The organism is Dactylosporangium sp. NPDC000244 (genome assembly GCF_040300725.1).
In the GTDB taxonomy this organism is placed as follows: Bacteria; Actinomycetota; Actinomycetes; order Mycobacteriales; family Micromonosporaceae; genus Dactylosporangium.
Genome location: NZ_JBEPEH010000028.1, coordinates 41,594 through 60,276, shown reverse-complemented (window position 1 = coordinate 60,276; position 18,683 = coordinate 41,594). Strand labels below are relative to the sequence as shown.

Annotated in this window: 21 protein-coding genes and 2 pseudogenes; 8 read left to right on the top strand and 15 right to left on the bottom strand. The window is 75.1% G+C overall.

From position 1 onward, the window contains the following. Positions 1-115: 115 nt before the first annotated feature. The 3 genes from ABT369_RS35235 to ABT369_RS35225 form a co-directional block, all read right to left on the bottom strand. On the bottom strand, positions 116-754 hold the full coding sequence (locus ABT369_RS35235) for a hypothetical protein (protein WP_350618635.1): 639 nt from the start codon (positions 752-754) through the stop codon (positions 116-118). A 151-nt stretch (positions 755-905) separates the two neighbouring features. Continuing rightward, positions 906-2,960, bottom strand: coding sequence for a M3 family metallopeptidase (locus tag ABT369_RS35230; RefSeq protein ID WP_350618633.1), 2,055 nt, complete (start codon positions 2,958-2,960; stop codon positions 906-908). Positions 2,961-3,132: 172 nt separating this feature from the next. Continuing rightward, entirely contained in the window at positions 3,133-4,587 is a 1,455-nt protein-coding gene (locus ABT369_RS35225; RefSeq protein WP_350618632.1) for a citrate synthase, read from the bottom strand. A gap of 91 nt (positions 4,588-4,678) precedes the next feature. On the opposite strand from ABT369_RS35225, the gene ABT369_RS35220 reads away from it, so the two are divergent. After that, entirely contained in the window at positions 4,679-5,905 is a 1,227-nt protein-coding gene (locus tag ABT369_RS35220; protein ID WP_350618630.1) for a LeuA family protein, read from the top strand. Positions 5,906-5,933: 28 nt separating this feature from the next. Here the strand turns inward: ABT369_RS35220 and ABT369_RS35215 are convergent, their stop codons facing one another. Then, positions 5,934-6,131, bottom strand: a complete 198-nt coding sequence (locus tag ABT369_RS35215; RefSeq protein ID WP_350618628.1) for a hypothetical protein — start codon at positions 6,129-6,131, stop codon at positions 5,934-5,936. Positions 6,132-6,266: 135 nt separating this feature from the next. Between ABT369_RS35215 and ABT369_RS35210 the strand changes: the two genes are divergently transcribed. From ABT369_RS35210 to ABT369_RS35195, 4 genes are all read left to right on the top strand, one after another. Next, on the top strand, positions 6,267-6,419 hold the full coding sequence (locus ABT369_RS35210; protein WP_350618626.1) for a hypothetical protein: 153 nt from the start codon (positions 6,267-6,269) through the stop codon (positions 6,417-6,419). Further along, positions 6,407-7,498 (top strand): sensor histidine kinase, encoded by a 1,092-nt coding sequence (locus ABT369_RS35205; protein WP_350618624.1) that lies wholly within the window; start codon positions 6,407-6,409, stop codon positions 7,496-7,498. The genes ABT369_RS35210 and ABT369_RS35205 overlap by 13 nt, the downstream gene beginning before the upstream one ends. Positions 7,499-7,590: 92 nt before the next feature. Then, the gene (locus ABT369_RS35200; protein ID WP_350618622.1) at positions 7,591-8,295 is read left to right on the top strand and encodes a response regulator; all 705 of its coding nucleotides are present in this window, start codon (positions 7,591-7,593) and stop codon (positions 8,293-8,295) included. A 67-nt stretch (positions 8,296-8,362) separates the two neighbouring features. After that, complete coding sequence (locus ABT369_RS35195; protein ID WP_350618620.1) at positions 8,363-9,568, top strand: glycosyltransferase; 1,206 nt, start codon at positions 8,363-8,365, stop codon at positions 9,566-9,568. Here the strand turns inward: ABT369_RS35195 and ABT369_RS35190 are convergent. The 10 genes and pseudogenes from ABT369_RS35190 to ABT369_RS35145 form a co-directional block, all read right to left on the bottom strand. After that, positions 9,529-10,137 (bottom strand): oligosaccharide flippase family protein, encoded by a 609-nt coding sequence (locus ABT369_RS35190; protein ID WP_350618821.1) that lies wholly within the window; start codon positions 10,135-10,137, stop codon positions 9,529-9,531. The genes ABT369_RS35195 and ABT369_RS35190 overlap by 40 nt on opposite strands. Before the next feature lie 19 nt (positions 10,138-10,156). Further along, positions 10,157-10,387, bottom strand: a pseudogene (locus ABT369_RS35185) (oligosaccharide flippase family protein); the annotation flags it as partial. After that, positions 10,384-10,656: a glycosyltransferase gene (locus ABT369_RS35180; RefSeq protein WP_350618819.1), complete on the bottom strand. Its 273-nt coding sequence runs from the start codon at positions 10,654-10,656 to the stop codon at positions 10,384-10,386. The pseudogene ABT369_RS35185 and the gene ABT369_RS35180, both read right to left, overlap by 4 nt. Continuing rightward, the gene (locus ABT369_RS35175) at positions 10,629-10,886 is read right to left on the bottom strand and encodes a hypothetical protein (protein WP_350618829.1); all 258 of its coding nucleotides are present in this window, start codon (positions 10,884-10,886) and stop codon (positions 10,629-10,631) included. Before ABT369_RS35175 ends, ABT369_RS35180 begins: the two co-directional genes overlap by 28 nt. A gap of 101 nt (positions 10,887-10,987) precedes the next feature. After that, positions 10,988-11,668, bottom strand: a complete 681-nt coding sequence (locus ABT369_RS35170) for a glycosyltransferase family 2 protein (protein WP_350618618.1) — start codon at positions 11,666-11,668, stop codon at positions 10,988-10,990. A 44-nt stretch (positions 11,669-11,712) separates the two neighbouring features. After that, positions 11,713-11,820: pseudogene (locus ABT369_RS35165) on the bottom strand (glycosyltransferase family 2 protein); the annotation flags it as partial. Continuing rightward, positions 11,813-12,418 (bottom strand): glycosyltransferase, encoded by a 606-nt coding sequence (locus ABT369_RS35160; RefSeq protein WP_350618616.1) that lies wholly within the window; start codon positions 12,416-12,418, stop codon positions 11,813-11,815. The pseudogene ABT369_RS35165 and the gene ABT369_RS35160, both read right to left, overlap by 8 nt. A gap of 5 nt (positions 12,419-12,423) precedes the next feature. Next, positions 12,424-13,479 carry a glycosyltransferase gene (locus ABT369_RS35155; protein WP_350618614.1) on the bottom strand — a complete coding sequence of 352 codons (1,056 nt, stop codon included), beginning with the start codon at positions 13,477-13,479 and terminating at the stop codon, positions 12,424-12,426. Continuing rightward, a complete protein-coding gene (locus ABT369_RS35150) occupies positions 13,476-14,996 on the bottom strand; it encodes a DUF4012 domain-containing protein (RefSeq protein ID WP_350618612.1) in 1,521 nt (506 codons plus the stop codon). The genes ABT369_RS35155 and ABT369_RS35150 overlap by 4 nt, the downstream gene beginning before the upstream one ends. Beyond that, on the bottom strand, positions 14,993-15,568 hold the full coding sequence (locus ABT369_RS35145) for a hypothetical protein (RefSeq protein ID WP_350618610.1): 576 nt from the start codon (positions 15,566-15,568) through the stop codon (positions 14,993-14,995). The genes ABT369_RS35150 and ABT369_RS35145 overlap by 4 nt, the downstream gene beginning before the upstream one ends. A gap of 202 nt (positions 15,569-15,770) precedes the next feature. Here ABT369_RS35145 and ABT369_RS35140 point away from each other — a divergent pair, with 202 nt between their 5' ends. The 3 genes from ABT369_RS35140 to ABT369_RS35130 are packed head-to-tail and all read left to right on the top strand — an operon-like array spanning position 15,771 to position 17,772. Further along, a complete protein-coding gene (locus ABT369_RS35140; protein WP_350618608.1) occupies positions 15,771-16,208 on the top strand; it encodes a hypothetical protein in 438 nt (145 codons plus the stop codon). Continuing rightward, entirely contained in the window at positions 16,121-16,744 is a 624-nt protein-coding gene (locus ABT369_RS35135; protein ID WP_350618606.1) for a hypothetical protein, read from the top strand. The genes ABT369_RS35140 and ABT369_RS35135 overlap by 88 nt, the downstream gene beginning before the upstream one ends. After that, on the top strand, positions 16,729-17,772 hold the full coding sequence (locus ABT369_RS35130; RefSeq protein WP_350618604.1) for an FAD-dependent oxidoreductase: 1,044 nt from the start codon (positions 16,729-16,731) through the stop codon (positions 17,770-17,772). Before ABT369_RS35135 ends, ABT369_RS35130 begins: the two co-directional genes overlap by 16 nt. Before the next feature lie 9 nt (positions 17,773-17,781). Here the strand turns inward: ABT369_RS35130 and ABT369_RS35125 are convergent, their stop codons facing one another. Beyond that, the gene (locus ABT369_RS35125) at positions 17,782-18,513 is read right to left on the bottom strand and encodes an SDR family oxidoreductase (protein WP_350618602.1); all 732 of its coding nucleotides are present in this window, start codon (positions 18,511-18,513) and stop codon (positions 17,782-17,784) included. Between the last annotated feature and the right edge of the window lie 170 nt (positions 18,514-18,683).

Sequence of the window (18,683 nt, the reverse complement as noted above, 5' to 3'; positions counted from 1 at the left end):
ACACCAACGCACATGGTGAAAACATTCTTTTGCAGGTCACAGAATGACGACTGGCGCCGCGAAAAAGGGGAGGCGTTCGCGTGGGACCTGCGAGGCACGGGCGCCGGAAAAAGGGTCAGTCGCCTGCGGTGAGTTCGTCGACGATTTTCTGGGCGTTGGTCGCGTGCTTCGCGTACGCGCTCGCGAAGGCGCTGCGCTGCACGGCCTGGGCCGCGTTCGTGACGCTCATTTTCTCCCAGCCGCCGACCTTCTGCAGTTTCGTGTAGAACTTGGCGGACGCGAAGGCCGGGTCCATGAGCTGCTCCGGTGTGCCCCAGATGCTCACCCGCTGCTGGAAGATTCCCACCGAATCGTAATTCGTCCCGGTGCCCTCGTGCGGGAGCTTCATCGACGCGGGGACCTTCGGATTCGCGAGGTTCTTCAGGTACGTCTCCTGCAGCGCCGTCGCGATTGCCACGACCATCGCTCGCTCCGGCAGGCCCATCTGCCTGGCCACCTCGACGACGATGTAGGCGTTGTTGGTCTGGGCCTGGTTCAAGCCTGCCACCGGCTTCGGCACCAGCGGCTGGCCCGGCAGGGCGGCCTGGGCCGCGCCGCGGGCCGCGTTGGCGCGGGCGTGGGTCTCGTAGAACTTCGCGGAGTCGAAGCTCGTGTCGTCCGCGACCGGAGCCGGCGGCTGCGCCGGGAAGATCGCCCACGACACACCGACACTGATCAACGAAGCGACGAGGCTGATCGCGGCGAGGAGCACCATTCTGCTCAGATGCAGACGGCGACCGGCCGCGCGCCTACGCCGGGGGGTGGCGCCACGCACCGCGACAGCTTACGAACGTGGCGCCCGTACCGAAAGGCGGGATCCGCCTCCTTTAACAAAACCTAAGGAATCCGAGAATCTTCACGCTGCGTCACGACTTCGCGTCGCCGAGCAGTCCACGGCGCCTGAGCAGGGGCTCGATGAGCGGGTCGCGGCCGCGGAAGGCGCGGTACACCTCCATCGAGTCGGCGCTGCCACCCCGCGCCAGGAGTCCGTCACGGAACGCGTCGCCGCTGTCGCGGCGCAGGCCCCCGCGCTCGGTCAGCCAGTCGACGGTGTCGGCGTCGAGGACCTCGCTCCAGATGTACGAGTAGTAGCCGGCGCTGTACGCGGCCCCGCTGAAGATGTGCGCGAAGTAGGGCGTGCGGTAGCGGGGCGGTACGAACGGCGTCGCCACCCCGGCCCGCTCCAGGGCCGCGGCCTCGAAGGCCACGACGTCGGTGACGGCCGCGGCCGCCTCCACGTCCAGCGTGTGCCACGCGAGGTCGAGCAGGGTCGCCGCGAGGTACTCCACCGTCGCGAACCCCTTGTTGAACTGCTCGGCCGCCTGGAGCCGGTCCACGACCTCCTGCGGGAGGCGGTCGCCGGTGACGTGGTGGCGGGCGTAGTGCTCGAGCACCTCCGGCCAGAGCATCCACACCTCGTTGACCTGCGACGGGTACTCCACGAAGTCCCGCGGCACCCGCGTGCCCGCGAACTTCGGGTACTGCACCGACGAGAACAGCGTGTGCAGCGCGTGCCCGAACTCGTGGAACAGGGTGCGCACCTCGTCGAGGGTGAGCAGCGTCGGCTCGCCCTCCGGCGCCCGGTTCACGTTGAGGTTGTTGCACACGACCGGGGACGTGCCGAACAGCCGCGCCTGCGGCACCAGCGCGTTCGCCCAGGCCCCGCCGCGCTTGGACGCGCGGGTGAAGAAGTCGCCGATGTAGAGCCCGAGCGGGCTCCCGTCGTGATCGAAGACCTCGAAGACGCGGGCATCCGGATGGTACGCGTGCAGGTCCGGCCGCTCGGTGAAGCGCAGCCCGTACAGCTGCCCCGCGGCGAAGAAGACCCCGTCGTGCAGGACGCGCTCGAGCTCGAAGTACGGCCGCAGCTCGCTCTCGTCGATCGCGTAGCGCTCGCGGCGGAGGCGCTCGGTGTAGTACGCCCAGTCCCAGGGTCGCAGCGTGAACTCGTCGCCGATGACGGCCTGCAGGTCGTCGGCCTCGGTGGCGGCGTTGGCCATCGCCGCCGGGACGAGCTTGGCGAGCATCTCCTCGACCGCGGTCACCGAGCGCGCGGTGTTGTCGGAGATGTTGTAGGCGGCGTGGTTGTCGTAGCCCAGCAGCCGGGCCCGCTCGGCCCGCAGCCGCACGATGCGCAGCACCAGCCCGGTGGTGTCGTTGGCGCCGCCCGCACCGCGGCCGACGGAGGCGGCGTGCAGGCGCTCGCGCAGGGCCCGGTCGTGCAGGGCGGCCAGCGGCGGCTGGGAGGTCGGCAGGACGAGGTTGAGCACGTACTGCCCGTCGAGCCCCCGGTCCTTGCCCGCGACCGCCGCGGCGGCCACGGCGTCGGCGGACAGCCCGTCCAGGGCCGCCTCGTCATCGACGATCACGGCCCGGGCCTTCATGTCGTCGCGCACCAGGTTGCCGAAGTCGGTGGCGAGGCCCGCCAGCTCGGCGTTGATCTCGCGCAGGCGCTCGTGCTGAGCCTCGGACAGCTCGGCGCCGGCCCGCACGAACTCGGTGCGGTAGCGCTCCAGCAGCCAGGCGCCCTCGGCGTCGAGGCCGAGTTCGGTGCGCCGCCCGTACAGGTCCTTGACGCGCGCGTAGAGCCCGGGATCGAGCATGATGGCGTCGCTGTGGGCCGACAGCCGCGGTACGACATCGGCTTCGATCTCCTGCAGCCGGTCCGACGTGTGCGAGCTCGTCAGCGTGAAGAACGCGGCCGAGACGCGCTGGAGGATCCGCCCCGAGCGCTCCAGGGCCACCAGGGTGTTGTCGAACGTCGGCGGGGCCGGGTCGGCGGCGATGGCGGCGACCTCGGCGCGCTGCTCCCGCATGCCCAGCTCGAAGGCCGGCGGGTAGTGCTCGACCTCGATGCGGTCGAAGGGCGGCAGCTGATACGGCAGGTCGCTCGGCGCGAAGAACGGGTTGTCCGTGGTCACCTACCGACTGTATCGACCCGCCCCCCGATATCCGCACCCCTTGCTCGGCCGTGCGGCGCAAGAAGGGTGCCGGGCCGGCCACGCCGGCGGCCGGGCCGCCCAGCGTAAGAAGGGTGCCGGGCCCGTCACGTCGGCGGCAGGCCCGCCCGGCACAAGAAGCGTGCCGGGCCGGTCAGGCCAGCGGCCCCGTGTAGGCGGCGCGCAGCCGCAGCCGGGTGGGGTTCGCGTACTCCTCCATCGCGTGGGCGAGCCACCCGGCCGTGCGCGCCACGCCGAAGATCGCCTCGCCGGCGCCGCGGGGCATGCCGGCCAGGTGGGTGAGCACGCCGAGCGGGAAGTCGATGTTCATGGCGGGCAGGGCGCGGCGGCGGGCCTCCTCCAGCACCGCCTCGGCGACGGCGAGGCGCGGGTAGCCCGGCACGGCGGCGCGGATCCGGTCCATGAGCGCGTCGCCGCGAGCGTCGCCGGCGCGGTACACCGCGTGCCCGAAGCCGGCGACGCGCTCGCCCCGCCGCAGCCGCTCCCCCATCGCCTGCGCGGCCCGCTCCGGCTCGGCGATCTCGGCGAGCAGGGACTCGACGCCGAGGGACGCGCCGCCGTGCAGGGCCCCGCTGACGGTGCCGAGGCCGGTGGTGACGACGGCGTACGGGTCGGCGCGCACCGAAGCCGCGACGCGGGCCGCGAGCGTGGACGCGGCGAGCTCGTGGTCGGCGAGCAGCACGAGCGCGAAGCGCAGGACGTCGGCCAGGCCCTCCTCGGCCCGGACGGCGCCGAGCTTGTGCCACAGCCGCGTGTGCAGGCCCCGGTCGCGGCCCTTGCGGGAGTTTTGGCGGGAGGTTTGACGGGAGGCTTGGTCGGAGCCGTGGCCGGGCAGCGCGTCGACCATGCCGGCCATGAGCCCCTTGCCGGTCTGCGCGACGGCGGCTGGGTCGAGGTTGTGCCGCACGGGGTCGGCCGCGGCGAGCGCGGTGACGATGACCTGGAGCCGATCGAGCGGCAGCACGTCGCCGGACAGCCCGCGCTGGGCCTCCTGAGCTGCCGCAAGCGCGTCGGGCGCGGCCTCCCAGTCGCCGGACAGCCCGCGCCGGACCTCCTGAGCCGCGGCGAGCGCGCCGGGCCCGGCCTGCTGGGCCGCGGCGAGCGCGTCAGGCGCGGCATCCCAGTCGCCGGACAGCCCGCGCCGGACCTCCTGAGCCGCTGCGAGCGCGCCGGGCCCGGCCTGCTGGGCCGCTGCGAGCGCGCCGGGCCCGGCCTGCTTGGCCGCGGCGAGCGCGCCGGGCGCGGCGTCCCATGAGCCGGCGGCCGCGGGCTCGGCCCCGGTCCACAGCCAGAGCGCGGTCTCCTCGAGGCGCCACGTCGCGGCGAGGGCGATCGCCTCGCGGCCGCGGTAGTAGTGCCGGTCCTCGCCGAGCATGGTGATGGCCGACTCGATGACGAGCTCGGTGCTGCCGGCCTGGCGCCGCGGCCGGCCCCGGTGGGCCAGGTCCTCGATCTCGGCGCGGTTGAACACGCTGCGGCCCTCGTGCTTGCGGCGGGTCAGGGTGCCGCGGCTGACGTACGCGTACAGCGTCGCGGGCTTGACGCCCAGCCGGTCGGCCGCCTCTTCGGCACTCATCCACTCGCTCACGCACGACTCCGCTCGCTCACGCACGACGACGTTACTATGTTGATTTTCGTCAACGTTGACACAAATCAGATCTGGCAGTCAACCTGGAGGCATGTCAACACCTCGGATTCACTTCCTCGACGTCACCAATCGCGACGGGGTGCAGACGGCCCGGACCGGGCTGTCGAAGTTCGGCAAGACCATGGTGAACTTCTATCTCGGGCGGCTGGGGGTGGCGCAGTCCGAGATCGGGTTCCCGTTCCTGTTCCACGAGGTGCCGTACGTGCGCGCGCAGACCGCCCTCGAGCGGGCCGGCGCGTTCGGCTCGCTGCGGCTGTCGGGCTGGTGCCGGGCGGTCGTCGCCGACGTCGAGCGCTCCGCCGGGCTCGGGCTGCGCCACTACAACCTGTCCATCTCCACGTCCGACCAGATGCTGCAGAACAAGTTCCGTGGCCGGCTCGACCGGGACGCGCTGATCCGCGAGACGGTCGCGGCCGTGCGCGCGGCCAAGGCGGCGGGGGCGCAGACCGTCGGGGTGAACGCCGAGGACGGCTCGCGCACCGACGAGAGCTTCCTCACCGAGTTCGCGCTCGCGGCGAAGGAGGCCGGGGCGGACCGGCTGCGCTACTGCGACACGATCGGCGGCGACACCCCCGGCCGCATCGGGGAGCGCTTCGCCAAGCTGGCCGGCGCCGCCGGCATGCCGATCGAGACGCACTGCCACAACGACCTGGGCATGGCCGTGGCCAACTCGCTCGCGGGCGCGTTCGGCGACCTGGCCGCCGGGCAGGACGCCTGGATCAACACGTGCGTCAACGGCATCGGCGAGCGCTCCGGCAACGCCGACCTGATCTCGTGCATCCTGGCGCTGCGCCACGGCTTCGGCGTGCCGGAGGGGGCGCAGATCGGCGACGAGCTCGACCTGACGTGGGCGCGGCGCTTCGCGGGCTGGGCCTCCTACGCGTTCGGCCAGCCGCTGCCCAACAACCAGCCCGGCGTCGGGCCGAACGCGTTCGCGCACGAGTCCGGCATCCACGCCGACGGGGCGCTCAAGGACCACCGCAACTACGAGCTCTACGACGAGGAGCTGCTCGGGCCGCACCCGCGGGACCGGCACGCGCGGGCGGGACGGATCGTGCTCACCGGGGAGTACGGCGGGCTGGCCGGCTTCCGGCACGTCATGGACGATCTCGGCGTCGAGGTCACCGACGAGACCCGGACCTTCCAGCTCGTCCAGCTGGTCAACGCGAGCACCGGGCGGCCGCTGACCGACGACGAGCTGCGGCTGATCGCCGCCTACCCGCAGGAGCTGTCCCTGCTCTACCCCGGGATGTTCTAGAGCCGGGATGTTCTAGAGCCGGGATGGTTCAGAGCATGGCGTATTCGACGATCCAGCCCAGCCGCAGGGTCTCCTCGTAGGAGAACTCCAGCTCGACGATCCCGGCGCAGCGGCGGTCGATCTGCATGGGCGTGAACCGGTGCACGGCGCACTCCATCCACACCGGGATGCGGGAGGCGGGGTTGGCCAGGACGGCGAGCTTGCCGCAGCGGCGGGCGTTTCCCATACCAGCGAAGCTATCCGCGGGCCCGGGCGGCACCCACCCGGGCAACGGGGACCGGGGCGTACACCAATTGGTGTACGCCCCGGTGTCTCCGCGCGGACGACGACGGCACGCGCGCCGGACCCTAGCGTCGAAGTCATGGACGAGACGAACCAGAGGATGGTCACCGGGCTGGTCATCGGGCTGGCCACCGCCCTCATCGGGGTGCTGTTCGCATCCGGCGCACCGGCATTCGGACACGGCGCGGGCGAGGCCACCGGACATGGGACGGTGGTCCGATGCAACCGCTGACCCGCGCCACCACGGCCGCGTTCGGGGCGGTCACCGTGCTCGGGGTGCTCAGCGCTTCCGCGGCCGCGGGCGCCCCGCTCACCGAGCCGGGGCCGCTCAGCCTGGCGGGGACGCTGTTCGCGCTGCTGTGGGTGCAGCGGCGCTTCCCGCTCGGCGCCCTCGGCCTGGCCGTCGCGAGCATCCTGGCGCTGCGCCTCGCGCACCTCACCGAGGCCGGCTGGCTGTGGCCGGCGACGCTGCTGTACGCGTATGCGGCGCTGACCCGCCGTACGTCCGTCGTCGTCGCGATCGCCGCCGGGCACGCCCTGTGCGCGTTCAACCTCGACTGGACCACGCTCGGGCACTCCACCCGCGAGGCCGGGGCGAGCGTCGGGATCGACGCGCTGTGGCTGTCCGCGGCGCTCGCGGTCACGGTGTCGTACCGCAACTGGCGCCGCTGGCAGGACGAGTCCCTGCGGCGGCTGCGCGTCGAGCTGGACGAGCAGCGCACGGCCGAGCGGCTGCGGCTCGCCCAGGAGGTGCACGACGCGGTGGCGCACACCCTCGCCGTGGTGGGCGTGCACGTCAACGTCGCCGCGGACGCGCTCGACGCCGACCCGGACGAGGCCCGCGCGGCCCTGCGGCTGGCCCAGGACATCCGCCGCCGCGCGATGGCCGACCTGTCCGCGCTCGTGAGCGTCCTGCGCACCACCGGCGGCGACGGCATCGCCCCGCCCGTCGCGCCGCCGGCGCTGGAGGACCTCGTCGCCGGGGTCCGGGCGACCGGGCTGGACGCGCGGCTGGACGTCGAGGGGGACGCGGACGCGGTGCCGCTGCCGGTGCGGCTGGTGGCCGCGGCGGTCGTGCGGGAGGCGCTCACGAACGTCGTCAAGCACGCGGGGGCCCGGCGCGTGACCGTGCGCGTCCACTATGGACCGTCCGTGGAGGTCGCGGTCCAGGACGACGGGGCGGGCCGCGACCCGGGGCCGGCCGGGCACGGGCTGCGCGGGCTGGCCGAGCGGGTCGCGGCGCTCGGGGGCGCCTTCGCCGCGGAGGCGGACGAGGGCGGGTTCCGCGTCCAGGCGAGGATCCCGGCATGACCGCCCGCCTCCAGGCCAGGATTCCGGCATGACCGCCCGCGGCTGGGCGAGGATGACGGCATGACCGCGCGCGTCCGGGCGAGGATGACGGCATGACCGTGCGCGTTCTGCTCGCCGACGACCAGGCCCTCGTCCGGGCCGGGTTCGGCAGCCTGCTGCGGCGCAGCCGGGACATCGACGTGGTCGCGGAGGCCGGCACCGGCGACGAGGCCGTGCGCGCGGCCCGCGAGTTCCGGCCCGACGTGGTGCTCATGGACATCCGGATGCCGGGGCTCGACGGCATCGCCGCGACCGCGCGGATCTGCGCCGATCCGGCGCTCGGCGGGACGCGGGTGATCGTGCTGACGACGTTCGAGACCGACGACCACGTGTTCGCCGCGCTGCGGGCGGGGGCCAGCGGGTTCCTCACCAAGGAGGTGGAGCCGGACGAGCTGCGCCGGGCGGTGCGGGTGGTGGCGGCGGGCGAGGCGCTGCTGTCACCGAGCGTCACGGCCCGGGTGGTGACCGAGTTCGCGCGGCGGCCGGTGCCGGGCGGCGGGCGGCGGCTGGAGCCGCTCACCGCGCGGGAGGCCGAGGTGGTGCGGCTCGTCGCGAGCGGACTGTCCAACGAGGAGATCGCGCGGGCCCTGTTCATCAGCCCGCTCACCGCGAAGACGCACGTCACACGGGCGATCGCGAAGACCGGCGTGCGGGACCGGGTGCAGCTGGTGATCCTGGCCTACGAGGCCGGTTTGGTCACCGTCCAGGGCGATGGTGGCGACGCACCGTATCGAGGGACGTCCACACCTAATCCGTGACTTCCCCGAAACGCACAGTTCACTGGTTCAACCTGACAGGACGCCCACCACGGGTGATGATTTGCCCGTGACTAGCCAACTGCGCGTGATGTCGATCTATGAGGGCTTTTTCTCCGGCGGTGCCCGGGCCCTGCACACCACCGTCGTGGCCGGGCTGCACACCGGGGGGAGCCAGCGCCATTCGGTGCTGAGCATCTATGCGGCCATGCGCCGCGAGACGCTGCTGCAGCGCATGGAGAACGACGCGAGCTATCGGTCGCTGCACGCGATCGGCGTCGACGTGCGCCCGCTGGGCCGCCGCATCGGGGGCGACACCGCGGCCCGCAAGACGTTCAGCCCGTCCGAGGTCGCGACCGCGTTCGCGCACGCGGAGCGGGCCGACATCATCCTGTCGCTCAAGGAGCAGCCGCTGCGACTGGTGAACCTGCCCGGCTTCCCCCGCCGGCCGGTCGTGGTCTGCCTGCACCGCTCCGACCCGGAGAACCAGGGCAGCGCGCTGACGGAGTTCCGCACCGCCGTCGCCGACGGGCGGGTGGCCGCGGCGATCTGCTGCGCGGAGTCGACGCGCTCGGCCTACGAGGCCGCGGGCATCCCGTCGCGGCTGCTCAAGGTCATCCCGAACGGCGTCGACCTGTCGCGCTTCCAGCCGGTGCCGGCCCGGCGGCGGGCCGCGCTTCGCCGCTCGCTCGGCGTGCCGGCGAAGGCCGAGGTCGTCACCCTCGCCGCCCGCTACGACCCGATGAAGAACATCCCGCTGTTCCTGGCCTCCGCGCGCCGCTATCTGGAGCGCGAGCCGAACGGGCACGTCCTCATGTGCGGCGCGGGCATGACCACGGCCAACGCCGAGCTGTGCGGGATGCTCAACGACCTCTTCGGCGACGAGCCGCGGTTCCTGTCCCGCCTGCACCTGATGGGCATCCGCCGCGACATGGAGGCGGTGTACGCCGCCACCGACGTCGTCGCCCTGACGTCCACCAGCGGCGAGGCGGCCCCGCTGTGCCTGATCGAGGGCGCGATGTGCGGCGCGGTGCCGGTGTCGACCGACATCGGCGACACCGCGATCATCGTCGCCGGGCACGGCCTGATCACGGCTCCGGACCCGGACGCGATCGCGGCGGGCTGGTCGGAGGCGGTCGACCGGCGCGCGGAGTTCACGCCGCGCCTGCTCGGCAGCCGCGAGCGGTTCAGCCACACGCGGATGATCGCCTCCTACGCGACCGTCATCGACGCGGCCTACCACGACCTGGGCCTGCGCGTCCCCCAGCGCCTCTGAGGGAGCACGACCAGCACCGCCAGGCAGGCCGGGACCACGACGGCCGCCACGATCAGCCCGCACCAGCCGGAGCCGAGCTGGGCGGACGCGAGCGCGGCGGCGAGCCCGGCGACGGCCAGCGCGGCGAGGGCGCGCAGGCCGTGCGTGAACAGCTTGCCCACCCGCAGCCCGGTCGAGCGGCGCAGCCAGAGCAGCGCGACGGGCCAGGACAGGGCGGCGCCGAGCGCGAAGCCCCGGGCGACGCCGAGCGGCCCGGCCACCGCGCCCACGGCCATGCACAGGATCAGCAGCGGCCGGGTCACGAGGCAGTAGCGCAGGTTCGCGCCTGCGTGGCCGGTCGCGAGGAACAGCCAGTCGCAGACGTACAGCGCCCGGGTCGCCTCCGCGCGCAGCTGCACGGTGCAGCCGCCGAGCAGCACGACGATCCCGAGCGCGCGCAGCACCGGGGTGAGGCCGGGCCGCCCGAACGCGCCGGCGAGCAGCGGGGCGCCGGCGGCGATCAGGCCGTACACCAGCAGCCCCAGCACCGCGTTGCACCAGAACAGCGCGTCGCGCTGGGCCCGGCTCAGCGCCGGGGGCCCGCACGGCGGCGTGGAACAGGCCCAGGTCGCGGACGACCTCGGCGGTACCGATGACGACCGCCGCCATCGCGAGCAGCCCGTACTCGGCGGGCGCGACGAGGCGGGCCAGCACCACCACGCCCCCGGCCTGCAGCACCGCCCGGGCGAGCTGCCCGCCGACGGTCGCGAGCGCGCCCCGGGCGGCGGCCGGCGACGTCCTCCGGTTCGGTGGCGAGGCCCGGCGCGGCCGGCGCGTCAACGGTCACGGAGGCGCTCGTGCAGGAACGCGGCGAACGCGGGCACGAGGGCCTCGACCGAGAACCGGGCCCGGGCCCAGGCGTTGGCGCGAGCGCCCAGCTCGGCGCGCAGGCCTGGGTCGAGGCAGCGGCGCAGCGCGGCGCTCAGCGCGGCCGCGTCGCCGGGCGGCACCCGCAGGCCCGCCGCGCCGAGGGCCCACCGGTTCGGGCCGACGTCGGTGGCGACGACGGCGGCGCCGGCCATCATCGCGTCGACGAGCTTCGCCGGCAGCCGCGCCAGGCCCCACCCCTCGGGGCGGGTCGGCAGCGCGACGACGTCGGCCGCGCGGCCCGGGCGCGCACGGCCAGCCCGAGCGACTCGGCCAGCGGCTTGACGGCGACGACCGCCGTGGCCGCGCGGGCGCGCACGGCCAGGCCCGCGGGGGTGGTGCGGGTGCACGCCGCGGCGAACCGGGTGCCGGCCAGGGGTTCCCAGATCGTCTCGCCCCGCACGGCGGCCACGCTCGCGGTCCAGCCCGCGGCCCGGGCCGGCCGCCACAGGCAGTGGGCGCGGCCGAGCGAGTTTGTTGGCCAGGTCCGGGGCGACGACGAGCAGGTGCCAGTCAGTCATAGAAGGCCGGGGACAGGCCGCCGAGGTGGTGGCGGGCCAGGCCGGCGAGCTGGCGCGGAGAGGCGTTGAGCCAGCCGAGCAGGGCGAACGCGGCGCGGCGGGCCGGGCGCTGGCCGGGGAACTTCAGGGCCACGTAGCGCTCCCGGGCCAGGAAGCGGCGCTGGGCCAGGGTGAGGCGGTCGGCGTACTTGTCGCGGTACTGGGCCAGGCCGCGCGCGCGATGGGGGCCGCGCGAGGACAGGTGGCCGTGGCCGCGGCTGTGCTGCACGACCAGGCGCTCGGCCACGACGGCGTGGTGCAGGCCGGCGTCGAGGGCCCGCACCAGCAGGTCGAGGTCGTTGTTGACGACCAGCGCCGGGTCGAAGCCGCCCAGCGCGCGGAAGGCGGCGGTGCGCACGACGAAGTTGCTGCCGGTCAGGCCCGGGTTGTGGTGCAGGCAGTCGGGGGCGGCCAGGCGGCTCGGGAGGGTGCAGCCGGGGCGGCGGTCGGCGCCGCGCTGGTACCACGTCCAGGCCACGGCCAGGTCGCCCCCGGCGGCGAGGAGGCGCTCGAGCAATAGCGGCTCCCATTCGTCGTCATCGTCGAGGAAGGCCAGGTGGGAGGTGTCGGCGTGCCGGGCGCCCCGGTTGCGGGAGGCGCCCGCGGTGTGCGAGTCCACGCGGATGTACCGCACCCCGAACCGCCCCGCGCCCCCTCGGCGCTGCCGGTGTCGTCCACGACCACGATCTGCGCCGCGGGGACCGTCTGGCGCAGGACCGAGGCGATCGCGCGCCCGAGCAGCGCCGGGCGGTCGTGCGTGGGCACCACGACGGTCACGTCAGGCATGCGCGAGCTCCCGCCGCCGGGCGCCCAGGCGGCGTTCGCGGCGGCGCTTGAGCAGGTGTCCCGCCGCTCGGGCGCGACGGTCACCGCGGGCAGCGCGACCCCGGTTCTCGACCAGCCGGGTGCGGTGCTCGGCGTACCCGGCGCCGCGCATGTAGGCGCGGGCCTGGCGGCTGCAGGCGACAGAGCAGTCGAAGCGCCGCGACAGCCGGGCCATCACCCGGGCCAGGCCCCGCGACCGGGCCCGGTCCGCGGCGCCGAGCCCGGTGGTGTGCACGGTGCTGACCCGGGCCGGCGCCCGGGCCGCGAGCGCGACGGCGAGGTCGGACTGCAGCAGGTGGGCGTGCACGACGTCGGGCTCGTGGGCGGCGACGGCGGCCCGGACGCGGCGCAGCAGCCGGTCGAGCCGCCACGTCGCCGGGTCGAGGCCGAGGTGGTCGACGCGCCCGGCGACGGCGGCGAGGCGGGCGGAGAGCGCCCCGGGCGGGCCGAGCACGACGACGCCGGCGTAGGTGCCGGGCGGCCGGTGCGCGGCGAGCGCCTCGACGAGGGTCTGGGCGCCGCCGGTGTCGGCGACGTTGACGACGTGCACGACGCGCATCCGCCTCACCCCACCGGGACCGGGAGGCCGGCGCGGACGGCCGCGTCGAGCAGCCACTCGTAGGCCGCGGTGAGCGCCGACGCCTGGGCCTGCGGGGTGTGCCGGGCCGCGAACGCCTCCTGCAGCCGGGGCCGGCTGGGCTGCCCGGTGCGCAGCACCAGCTCCAGCTCGGCGGCGACGTGCTCGGGGGTGCGCAGGGCCGGGTCGAGGCCGAGCGAGTCCAGCGCCGGGATGCTGCGGGCCACGAGCGGCAGCCCGGCCGCGCCCGCCTCCAGCAGCGCGAGCGGGCAGCTCTCCCAGGCGGCCGTGTGCAGGTAGGCGCCGGCGGCGGCGAGGCGCACGCCGACCCGCCGCGGCGGCAGCCAGCCGGTGACCTCGACGCCGGCCGCGCGCAGCTGCGCCTCCAGCGCCGGGTCGCCGCCGCCGATCCACGTCCAGTCCGCCTCAGCGGTGACGAGGGCCTTGACGCGCAGCAGGAAGTGCGGGTCCTTCTGGGCGCCGATCCGCCCGACGGTGACCACCTCCGGGGCCGGCTCGGCGGGCAGCTCCCGGGGCGCCCGGACCCGGGTCGTGTTCGGTACGTGCACGGCGGCCAGGCCCAGCGCCGCGGCCAGGTCGGCCTCGCGCGGGCTCACGCAGATCGCCAGCCGGGTCCGTCCGGCCAGGGCCCGCTCGGCCCGGCGCGCGGCGCGCACGAGGCCGGGCGGGGTGGTGGCGGGGTCGCGCTCGAAGGCGAAGCAGTGCGGGGTGTAGGCGACGGCGGGGCCGCCGGGGGCCAGCAGCAGCCGGCCGACGAGCCCGGCCCAGGACGAGTGCAGGTGCACGACGGCGGGGCGGGCCCGGGCGACCGCGCGGCGCACGGCCAGCGCGAAGCCTACGAGGCCGCGCCCGGCCGGGTGGCTCGCGGCGAAGTCGGCGGCCGTCGCCGTCTCGCTGCCGGGGCAGAGGCGGCCGAGCAGGTGGTGCTCGTACTGCGGCGTCGAGCGGGCGAACTCGGCGATCGCGGCCGCCGTTCCCCCGCCCATCGCCTCGGTCACGTGGAGGATTCGCGGCGCACTCATCCGCACTCCTGGCTGCTGGACGTGAACTGCAGGGGCCGGACGAGCGGCTGGCGCAGGACGAGCAGGTCGCCCTCGGTGTAGGGCTCGCGCAGCCGCAGCGTGACGGTGCGGTCGAGGTAGTAGTCGAGCTTGTTGGCGCCGGCGTTGACGACCACGACGCCGGAGTACGGCCGCGCGGTCTGCTCGACCTCGCCGGCGACGGGCGTGCCCTCGAGCAGGTGCTGCACGCGCTCGTCGGCGCTCCAGGCCACCAGCCGGCGCTCGGTGGCGGCGCGGCGGGCGGCCTCCGCGAGGGGGCGCAGGCGGGCGGGGTCGAGGCCGCCGCCGAGGATGCGCGCCTCGACCGCGCGGGCCAGGCCGAGCAGGTAGTCCTTGCGCGCGGCCTGGCCCTGCGGGCTCGGGTCGGCGTAGCGGGCGTAGATGGTGCTCTGGGTCAGCGCGACGACGTTGCCGGCGTCGACCCGCTCGCCGCCGGGCGCGGTCGCGGGGCCGGTGACGGCGAGCAGGTAGGACAGCGCCGTGGGGTCGACGGCCACGGCCCCGTCGATGCGCTCGCCGTGCGCCCGCTGCCACATGGCCGCCCAGATCCGGGCCGCGTACGGGAAGTGCGGGCTGGTGGTGCTGTTGATGAGGTAGTCGGTGCTGCGGGTCTCGCGGTAGCGGGCGTCGTACTCGGGGCCGAGGTCCAGGCCGGTCGGCACGTTCCAGAGCGCGCCGTCGGGGGCGAAGTCGCGGAAGCGCACGACGCCGTGGTCGGCCTCGACGACGGCGAAGGCGCCGGGGATGCCGCCGACGCCGCGGGCCTGGGCCTCGTTGAGGAAGCCGATGAAGTACCGCCGCGGACCGCCGGCCCCGAGCAGCTCCGGGGCGACGCTCGCCCAGCGGTCGGCCCCGTCGAGGGCGTGCCCGGCCTCGCCGAGCGCCCCGGCGGCCTCCCCGCGGGCGGTGTCCACGGTGGACAGCCAGGTGTGGTGGGGCAGACCGTCCACCGTGGAGCGCAGCCGGGCGACCGTGGCGGCGGCCCGGTGCACGGCGGCCGCGGCGTCCCCGACCCCGTGCAGGTCGACGGCGCCGCCGGTCGTAGTGGCGAGCCCCGACAGCGTGGGCAGGTCCGCGGTCACGGCGCCGAGCTCGTCGGCCGCCGCCGCGAGGCCGCGGACGGTGCGCAGCGGGGCGCCGGCCCACGGCAGCGCCGCCGCCGGCGCCCACGCGGGACCGCTGGTCAGGGCGTGGGCGCGCGCGGCGTGGACCCGCAGCCGGTCGGCCGCGGCGGTGGCGGCGGGCAGGTCGCCCCGGGCCGCGGCCGCACGCGCCGCCACCGCCGCGTCCCGGACCCGGTTCAGCTCGCCGCGGGCGAACCAGCCGGTGACCGCGATCCACAGCGCGCCGGCGAGCAGCAGGCCGAGCAGCACCAGGGCCCAGAAGCGCACGGAGCGGACCCGCGGCAGCAGGAGCTCCCGCAGCCGGACCGCGCGCTGCCGGACCCAGGGGTTGCTCAGCGTCCGCGGCAACGTCATCGCGTCGCGTGGGCCGCCACGTGGGCGGTGCGGCGCAGGCGGGCGATGGTGACGAGGGCGGCGCCGCCGACGACGAACGCGAGGCCGGCCGCGGTGAAGGCGAGCGCGCCCGGCCCGGTGACCGGCAGGCCCGACATCGTGGGGGCCGGCGCGGCCGGGGCGACGGTCACCGCGACGGTGACGGAGACGCCGGAGGTCTGGCCGGTGAGCTTGATCGGCAGCTGGCCGGTGAAGCCGGCCGGGATCTGGATGGTGGCCGTGGCGTCGCCGGCCCCGTTGGCCTGCACGGTGGCGAGGTGGGTGACGGCCTCGGTCCGCGCCGACTCGATGTTCACGTCGAAGCTGACCATCTCGAACGGCTGGAAGCCGTGGCCGGTGACCACGACCGTGCCGCCGGCGACCGGGTTCTGGTTGTCGACCTCGCCGCTGTTGGGCATCGGCTGCGGCTCGACCTGGGTCGGGCTGGGCGACGGGCTGGACGTCGGGGCCGGCTCGGCGAGCGCGGCGGAGCCGAGCGCGGTGGCGATCGTCAGGCCGGCGAGGGTCGTGCCGGCCATTGTCAGGCAACGCATGTGGAGGTTCCTCTCGGGTTGGCTAGTACGCGCCACGGCCGGCGAGCACGGTGACGGTGGTGCGGGCCAGGATGGCCAGGTCCAGGACGCGCGCCGCCGGATAGGGCCGGATCTTCCGCACGCACGGACCGTATCAGCTCAAACACGTTGAGTTATGCCCAAACCACCCAAAGTGGGATGAACTCCAGTATCGTCCCGTGCCGTGAGAGCCTTCGTCCTGCGCTGGCGGCTCGTCGAGCTGATCGCCGGCCTCGGCGCGCTCGCCCTGCTGCCGCGCGCCCGGACGCTGCTGCCCGCCAAGTACTTCTACGACGGCGACTACATCGCCGCGCTGAACGCGGGCACGACGGGCATCCGGCCGGACCCCTACTACCGCGCGATCGCCGGCTTCTACGCCCGCCTCGGCCTCGACGACCATCCCCGCCTGACCGCCGTGCTGCAGCTCGCGCTCGTGGTCGCCGCGGTGGGGCTCGCCCTGCGGCCCGCCGCGCGCTGGAGCACGATCGGCAGGACGACGAGCAGGACGACGGCGTCCTTGGAGTCGCGCTGCGCGTGCCGGCGTGGGCCCCGGCCGCGCCCCTCGTGGCCGCCGGCGCGCTGCTGCTCTACGGCGCCCTGTTCCGCTCGTACTGGCTCGTGATCGCCGCGCTCTTCGCCGCCGGCTACGCGGCCCTGCGCCGGGGCCGCCGCCCGGTGCTACTGCTGCCGGTCGCGGCGGCCATGTTCGTCGTCGCCGCGGCCGGCACCCTGGTGCTGCGCCACGACTCGCTGGACACGTTCCGCGCGGCCGCGAACGCCGGGCGGGCCGGCTCCCCCGACGCGGTGACCCTCATCGCGCCGTTCCTCGACGCGCCCCACTCCGCACCGGCCGGCCTGGTCAACGCGCTGCTCACGTTCGCCGCCCTGCTGGTGCCGGTGCCCCTGGCCCTGGCCGGCGGCTGGGCGCACGTCGCCGCGGCGGTCCTGCTGGCCGCCTTCACGGTGCGGGTGTGCGCCGCGGGCCGGCACAGCGCCGGGCACGCCGCGCTCGGCGTCGCGGTCACGCTGCTGCTCGCGTTCGTGGTCACCCAGGCCCTGTTCGCCCCCGACTACGGCTCCCACCTCAAGCACCTGACCCCGATGCTCCCCCTCGCGATCTTCGCCCTGGCCACGGGGGACGCATGCGCGTCGCGGTGATCGGCGCCGGGCCGGCGGGCGCCACCGCCGCCTACTGCCTGGCCCGGGCAGGCGTCGAGGTCGACGTCTACGAGGCCTCGGGCGGCGTCGGCGGGATGGCCCGCTCGATCGACCTGTGGGGGCAGACGGTCGGCATCGGCCCGCAGCGCTTCTCCAGCACCGACCCGCGGGTCAACGAGCTGTGGCTGGAGGCCGCCGGCGGCGCGTACGAGATGGTCGAGCCGCGCGTGCGGGCCTACCGCGACGGCCGCCTGCGCCGCGACCCTCGGCCGCTCGCCGACCGGCTGCTGCGCCGGCCCGCACCGGCGTTCGCGCATCCGCGGCAGGGGCCCGGGGAGGTGTACGCGCGGATGTGCGCGTTCGCCGAGCGCCAGGGCGGCCGCGTCCACCTCGACACGCCCGTCGCCGGCCTGGCGCTGGACGGCACCCGGGTCAGCGGCGTGCGGCTCAACACCGGCGAGGTGCGCGAGCACGACCACGTGATCTCCTCGATGCCACCGCCCGGCGCCCGGCTCGCCTACCGCCACACCGTCGTGGTCTACCTGCACACGACCGCCGAGTCGGTCTTCGGCGACACCTGGATCGACGTGCCCGACCCGGGGCTGCGCACCGAGCGCGTCACGAACTTCGACAACTGGGTGCCGGCCGCCAAGCGGGGCGAGGTCGAGACGGTGCTGGCGCTGGAGTACCGCTGCGGCGACGACGATTTCTGGCGGTGGGAGGACGAGCGGTACCTCGCGCTCGCCCGCGCGGAGGTCGCCGCCATCGGGCTCGTCGCGGCGCGGGAGATCCTCGACGCCGTGGCGCTGCGGGTGCCGAAGAGCCAGGCCACGCACCGCCCGGGCCCGTACGCGCCGATCGAGGGCCTGGAGGTGCTGGGGCGGCCGGGCGCGACCCAGGCCGGCAGCATCCTGTCGGGCCTGCTCGCGGCCGAGAACGTGCTGGAGGACGCCGGGCACGACCTCTGGTCGCCGACCCCGCACCCGGGCCGGTCGCGCATCACCGCGACCGGCCTGGCGCTCGCCTGAGGGCCTCGGCTACGCCGCCCAGCCGCCGTCCGCGTTGATCGTCGCGCCCGTCACGTACGCGGAGCCCTCTCCCGCCAGGAACGCCACCACCGACGCGATCTCGGACGCGTCCGCGTACCGGCCGAGCGCGGTGAGCCCGGCCATCGTGGCCGCCATCGGCTGGGAGGCCGGGTTCGCGTCGGTGTCGGTGGGGCCGGGATGCACGAGGTTCACCGTGATCCCCCGCGGGCCCAGCTCTCTGGCCAGGGCCTTCGTGAGACCGGTGAGGGCGGTCTTGCTCAGCGCGTACACCGTCAGGCCCGCGAACGGCACCCGCTCGGCCACGTTGCTGCCGATGGTCACGATCCGCCCGCCGGGACCCAGGTGCCGGGCCGCCGCCCGCGCGGCCGCGTAGGGCCCGCGCACGTTCACGGCCAGGGTCCGGTCGAGGTCGGCGATGCTCTCGGCGCCCGGCAGGAAGACGGCCGCGTTGCTGACCAGGATGTCGAGGCGGCCGAGCAGCTCGGCGGTCTCGTCGACGGCGCCGGTCACGGCCTCCGGGTCCGCGCTGTCGGCCCGGAGGGTGAGCGCCCTGCGGCCGAGCTCCTTGATCTCGCAGGCGACGGCGGCCGCCGGGGCCGCCCCGCTGTGGTAGGTGATCGCCACATCCGCCCCGCGGGCCGCGAGCTCCCGGGCGACGGCCGCCCCGATCCCCCGCGATCCACCCATGACCAGTGCGACCTTGCCATGCAGTTCGTTCATGCCGATCAGCCTGACCGGTACCCGTCCGCGCGTCTGGCGGCGATCGGACGCGGCATGCGGTGGAGAGCGCTCTCCACCTTTGCCTTAAATTCTGCTGATCAAAGTCCGAATTGCGTGCTTGAGCCGCATCGGGCACGCCCTACGTATTGACGGTTCGGCGGAGCGGGCGC

Bases quoted from the DNA above. Each gene is read 5' to 3' on its own strand.
- ABT369_RS35150 (WP_350618612.1), bottom strand. From the start codon at position 14,996: ATGACGTTGCCGCGGACGCTGAGCAACCCCTGGGTCCGGCAGCGCGCG.
- ABT369_RS35145 (WP_350618610.1), bottom strand. From the start codon at position 15,568: ATGCGTTGCCTGACAATGGCCGGCACGACCCTCGCCGGCCTGACGATC.
- ABT369_RS35220 (WP_350618630.1), top strand. From the start codon at position 4,679: ATGTCAACACCTCGGATTCACTTCCTCGACGTCACCAATCGCGACGGG.
- ABT369_RS35210 (WP_350618626.1), top strand. From the start codon at position 6,267: ATGGACGAGACGAACCAGAGGATGGTCACCGGGCTGGTCATCGGGCTG.
- ABT369_RS35155 (WP_350618614.1), bottom strand. From the start codon at position 13,479: ATGAGTGCGCCGCGAATCCTCCACGTGACCGAGGCGATGGGCGGGGGA.
- ABT369_RS35125 (WP_350618602.1), bottom strand. From the start codon at position 18,513: ATGAACGAACTGCATGGCAAGGTCGCACTGGTCATGGGTGGATCGCGG.
- ABT369_RS35130 (WP_350618604.1), top strand. From the start codon at position 16,729: ATGCGCGTCGCGGTGATCGGCGCCGGGCCGGCGGGCGCCACCGCCGCC.
- ABT369_RS35215 (WP_350618628.1), bottom strand. From the start codon at position 6,131: ATGGGAAACGCCCGCCGCTGCGGCAAGCTCGCCGTCCTGGCCAACCCC.
- ABT369_RS35200 (WP_350618622.1), top strand. From the start codon at position 7,591: ATGACCGTGCGCGTTCTGCTCGCCGACGACCAGGCCCTCGTCCGGGCC.
- ABT369_RS35160 (WP_350618616.1), bottom strand. From the start codon at position 12,418: ATGCGCGTCGTGCACGTCGTCAACGTCGCCGACACCGGCGGCGCCCAG.
- ABT369_RS35205 (WP_350618624.1), top strand. From the start codon at position 6,407: ATGCAACCGCTGACCCGCGCCACCACGGCCGCGTTCGGGGCGGTCACC.
- ABT369_RS35235 (WP_350618635.1), bottom strand. From the start codon at position 754: ATGGTGCTCCTCGCCGCGATCAGCCTCGTCGCTTCGTTGATCAGTGTC.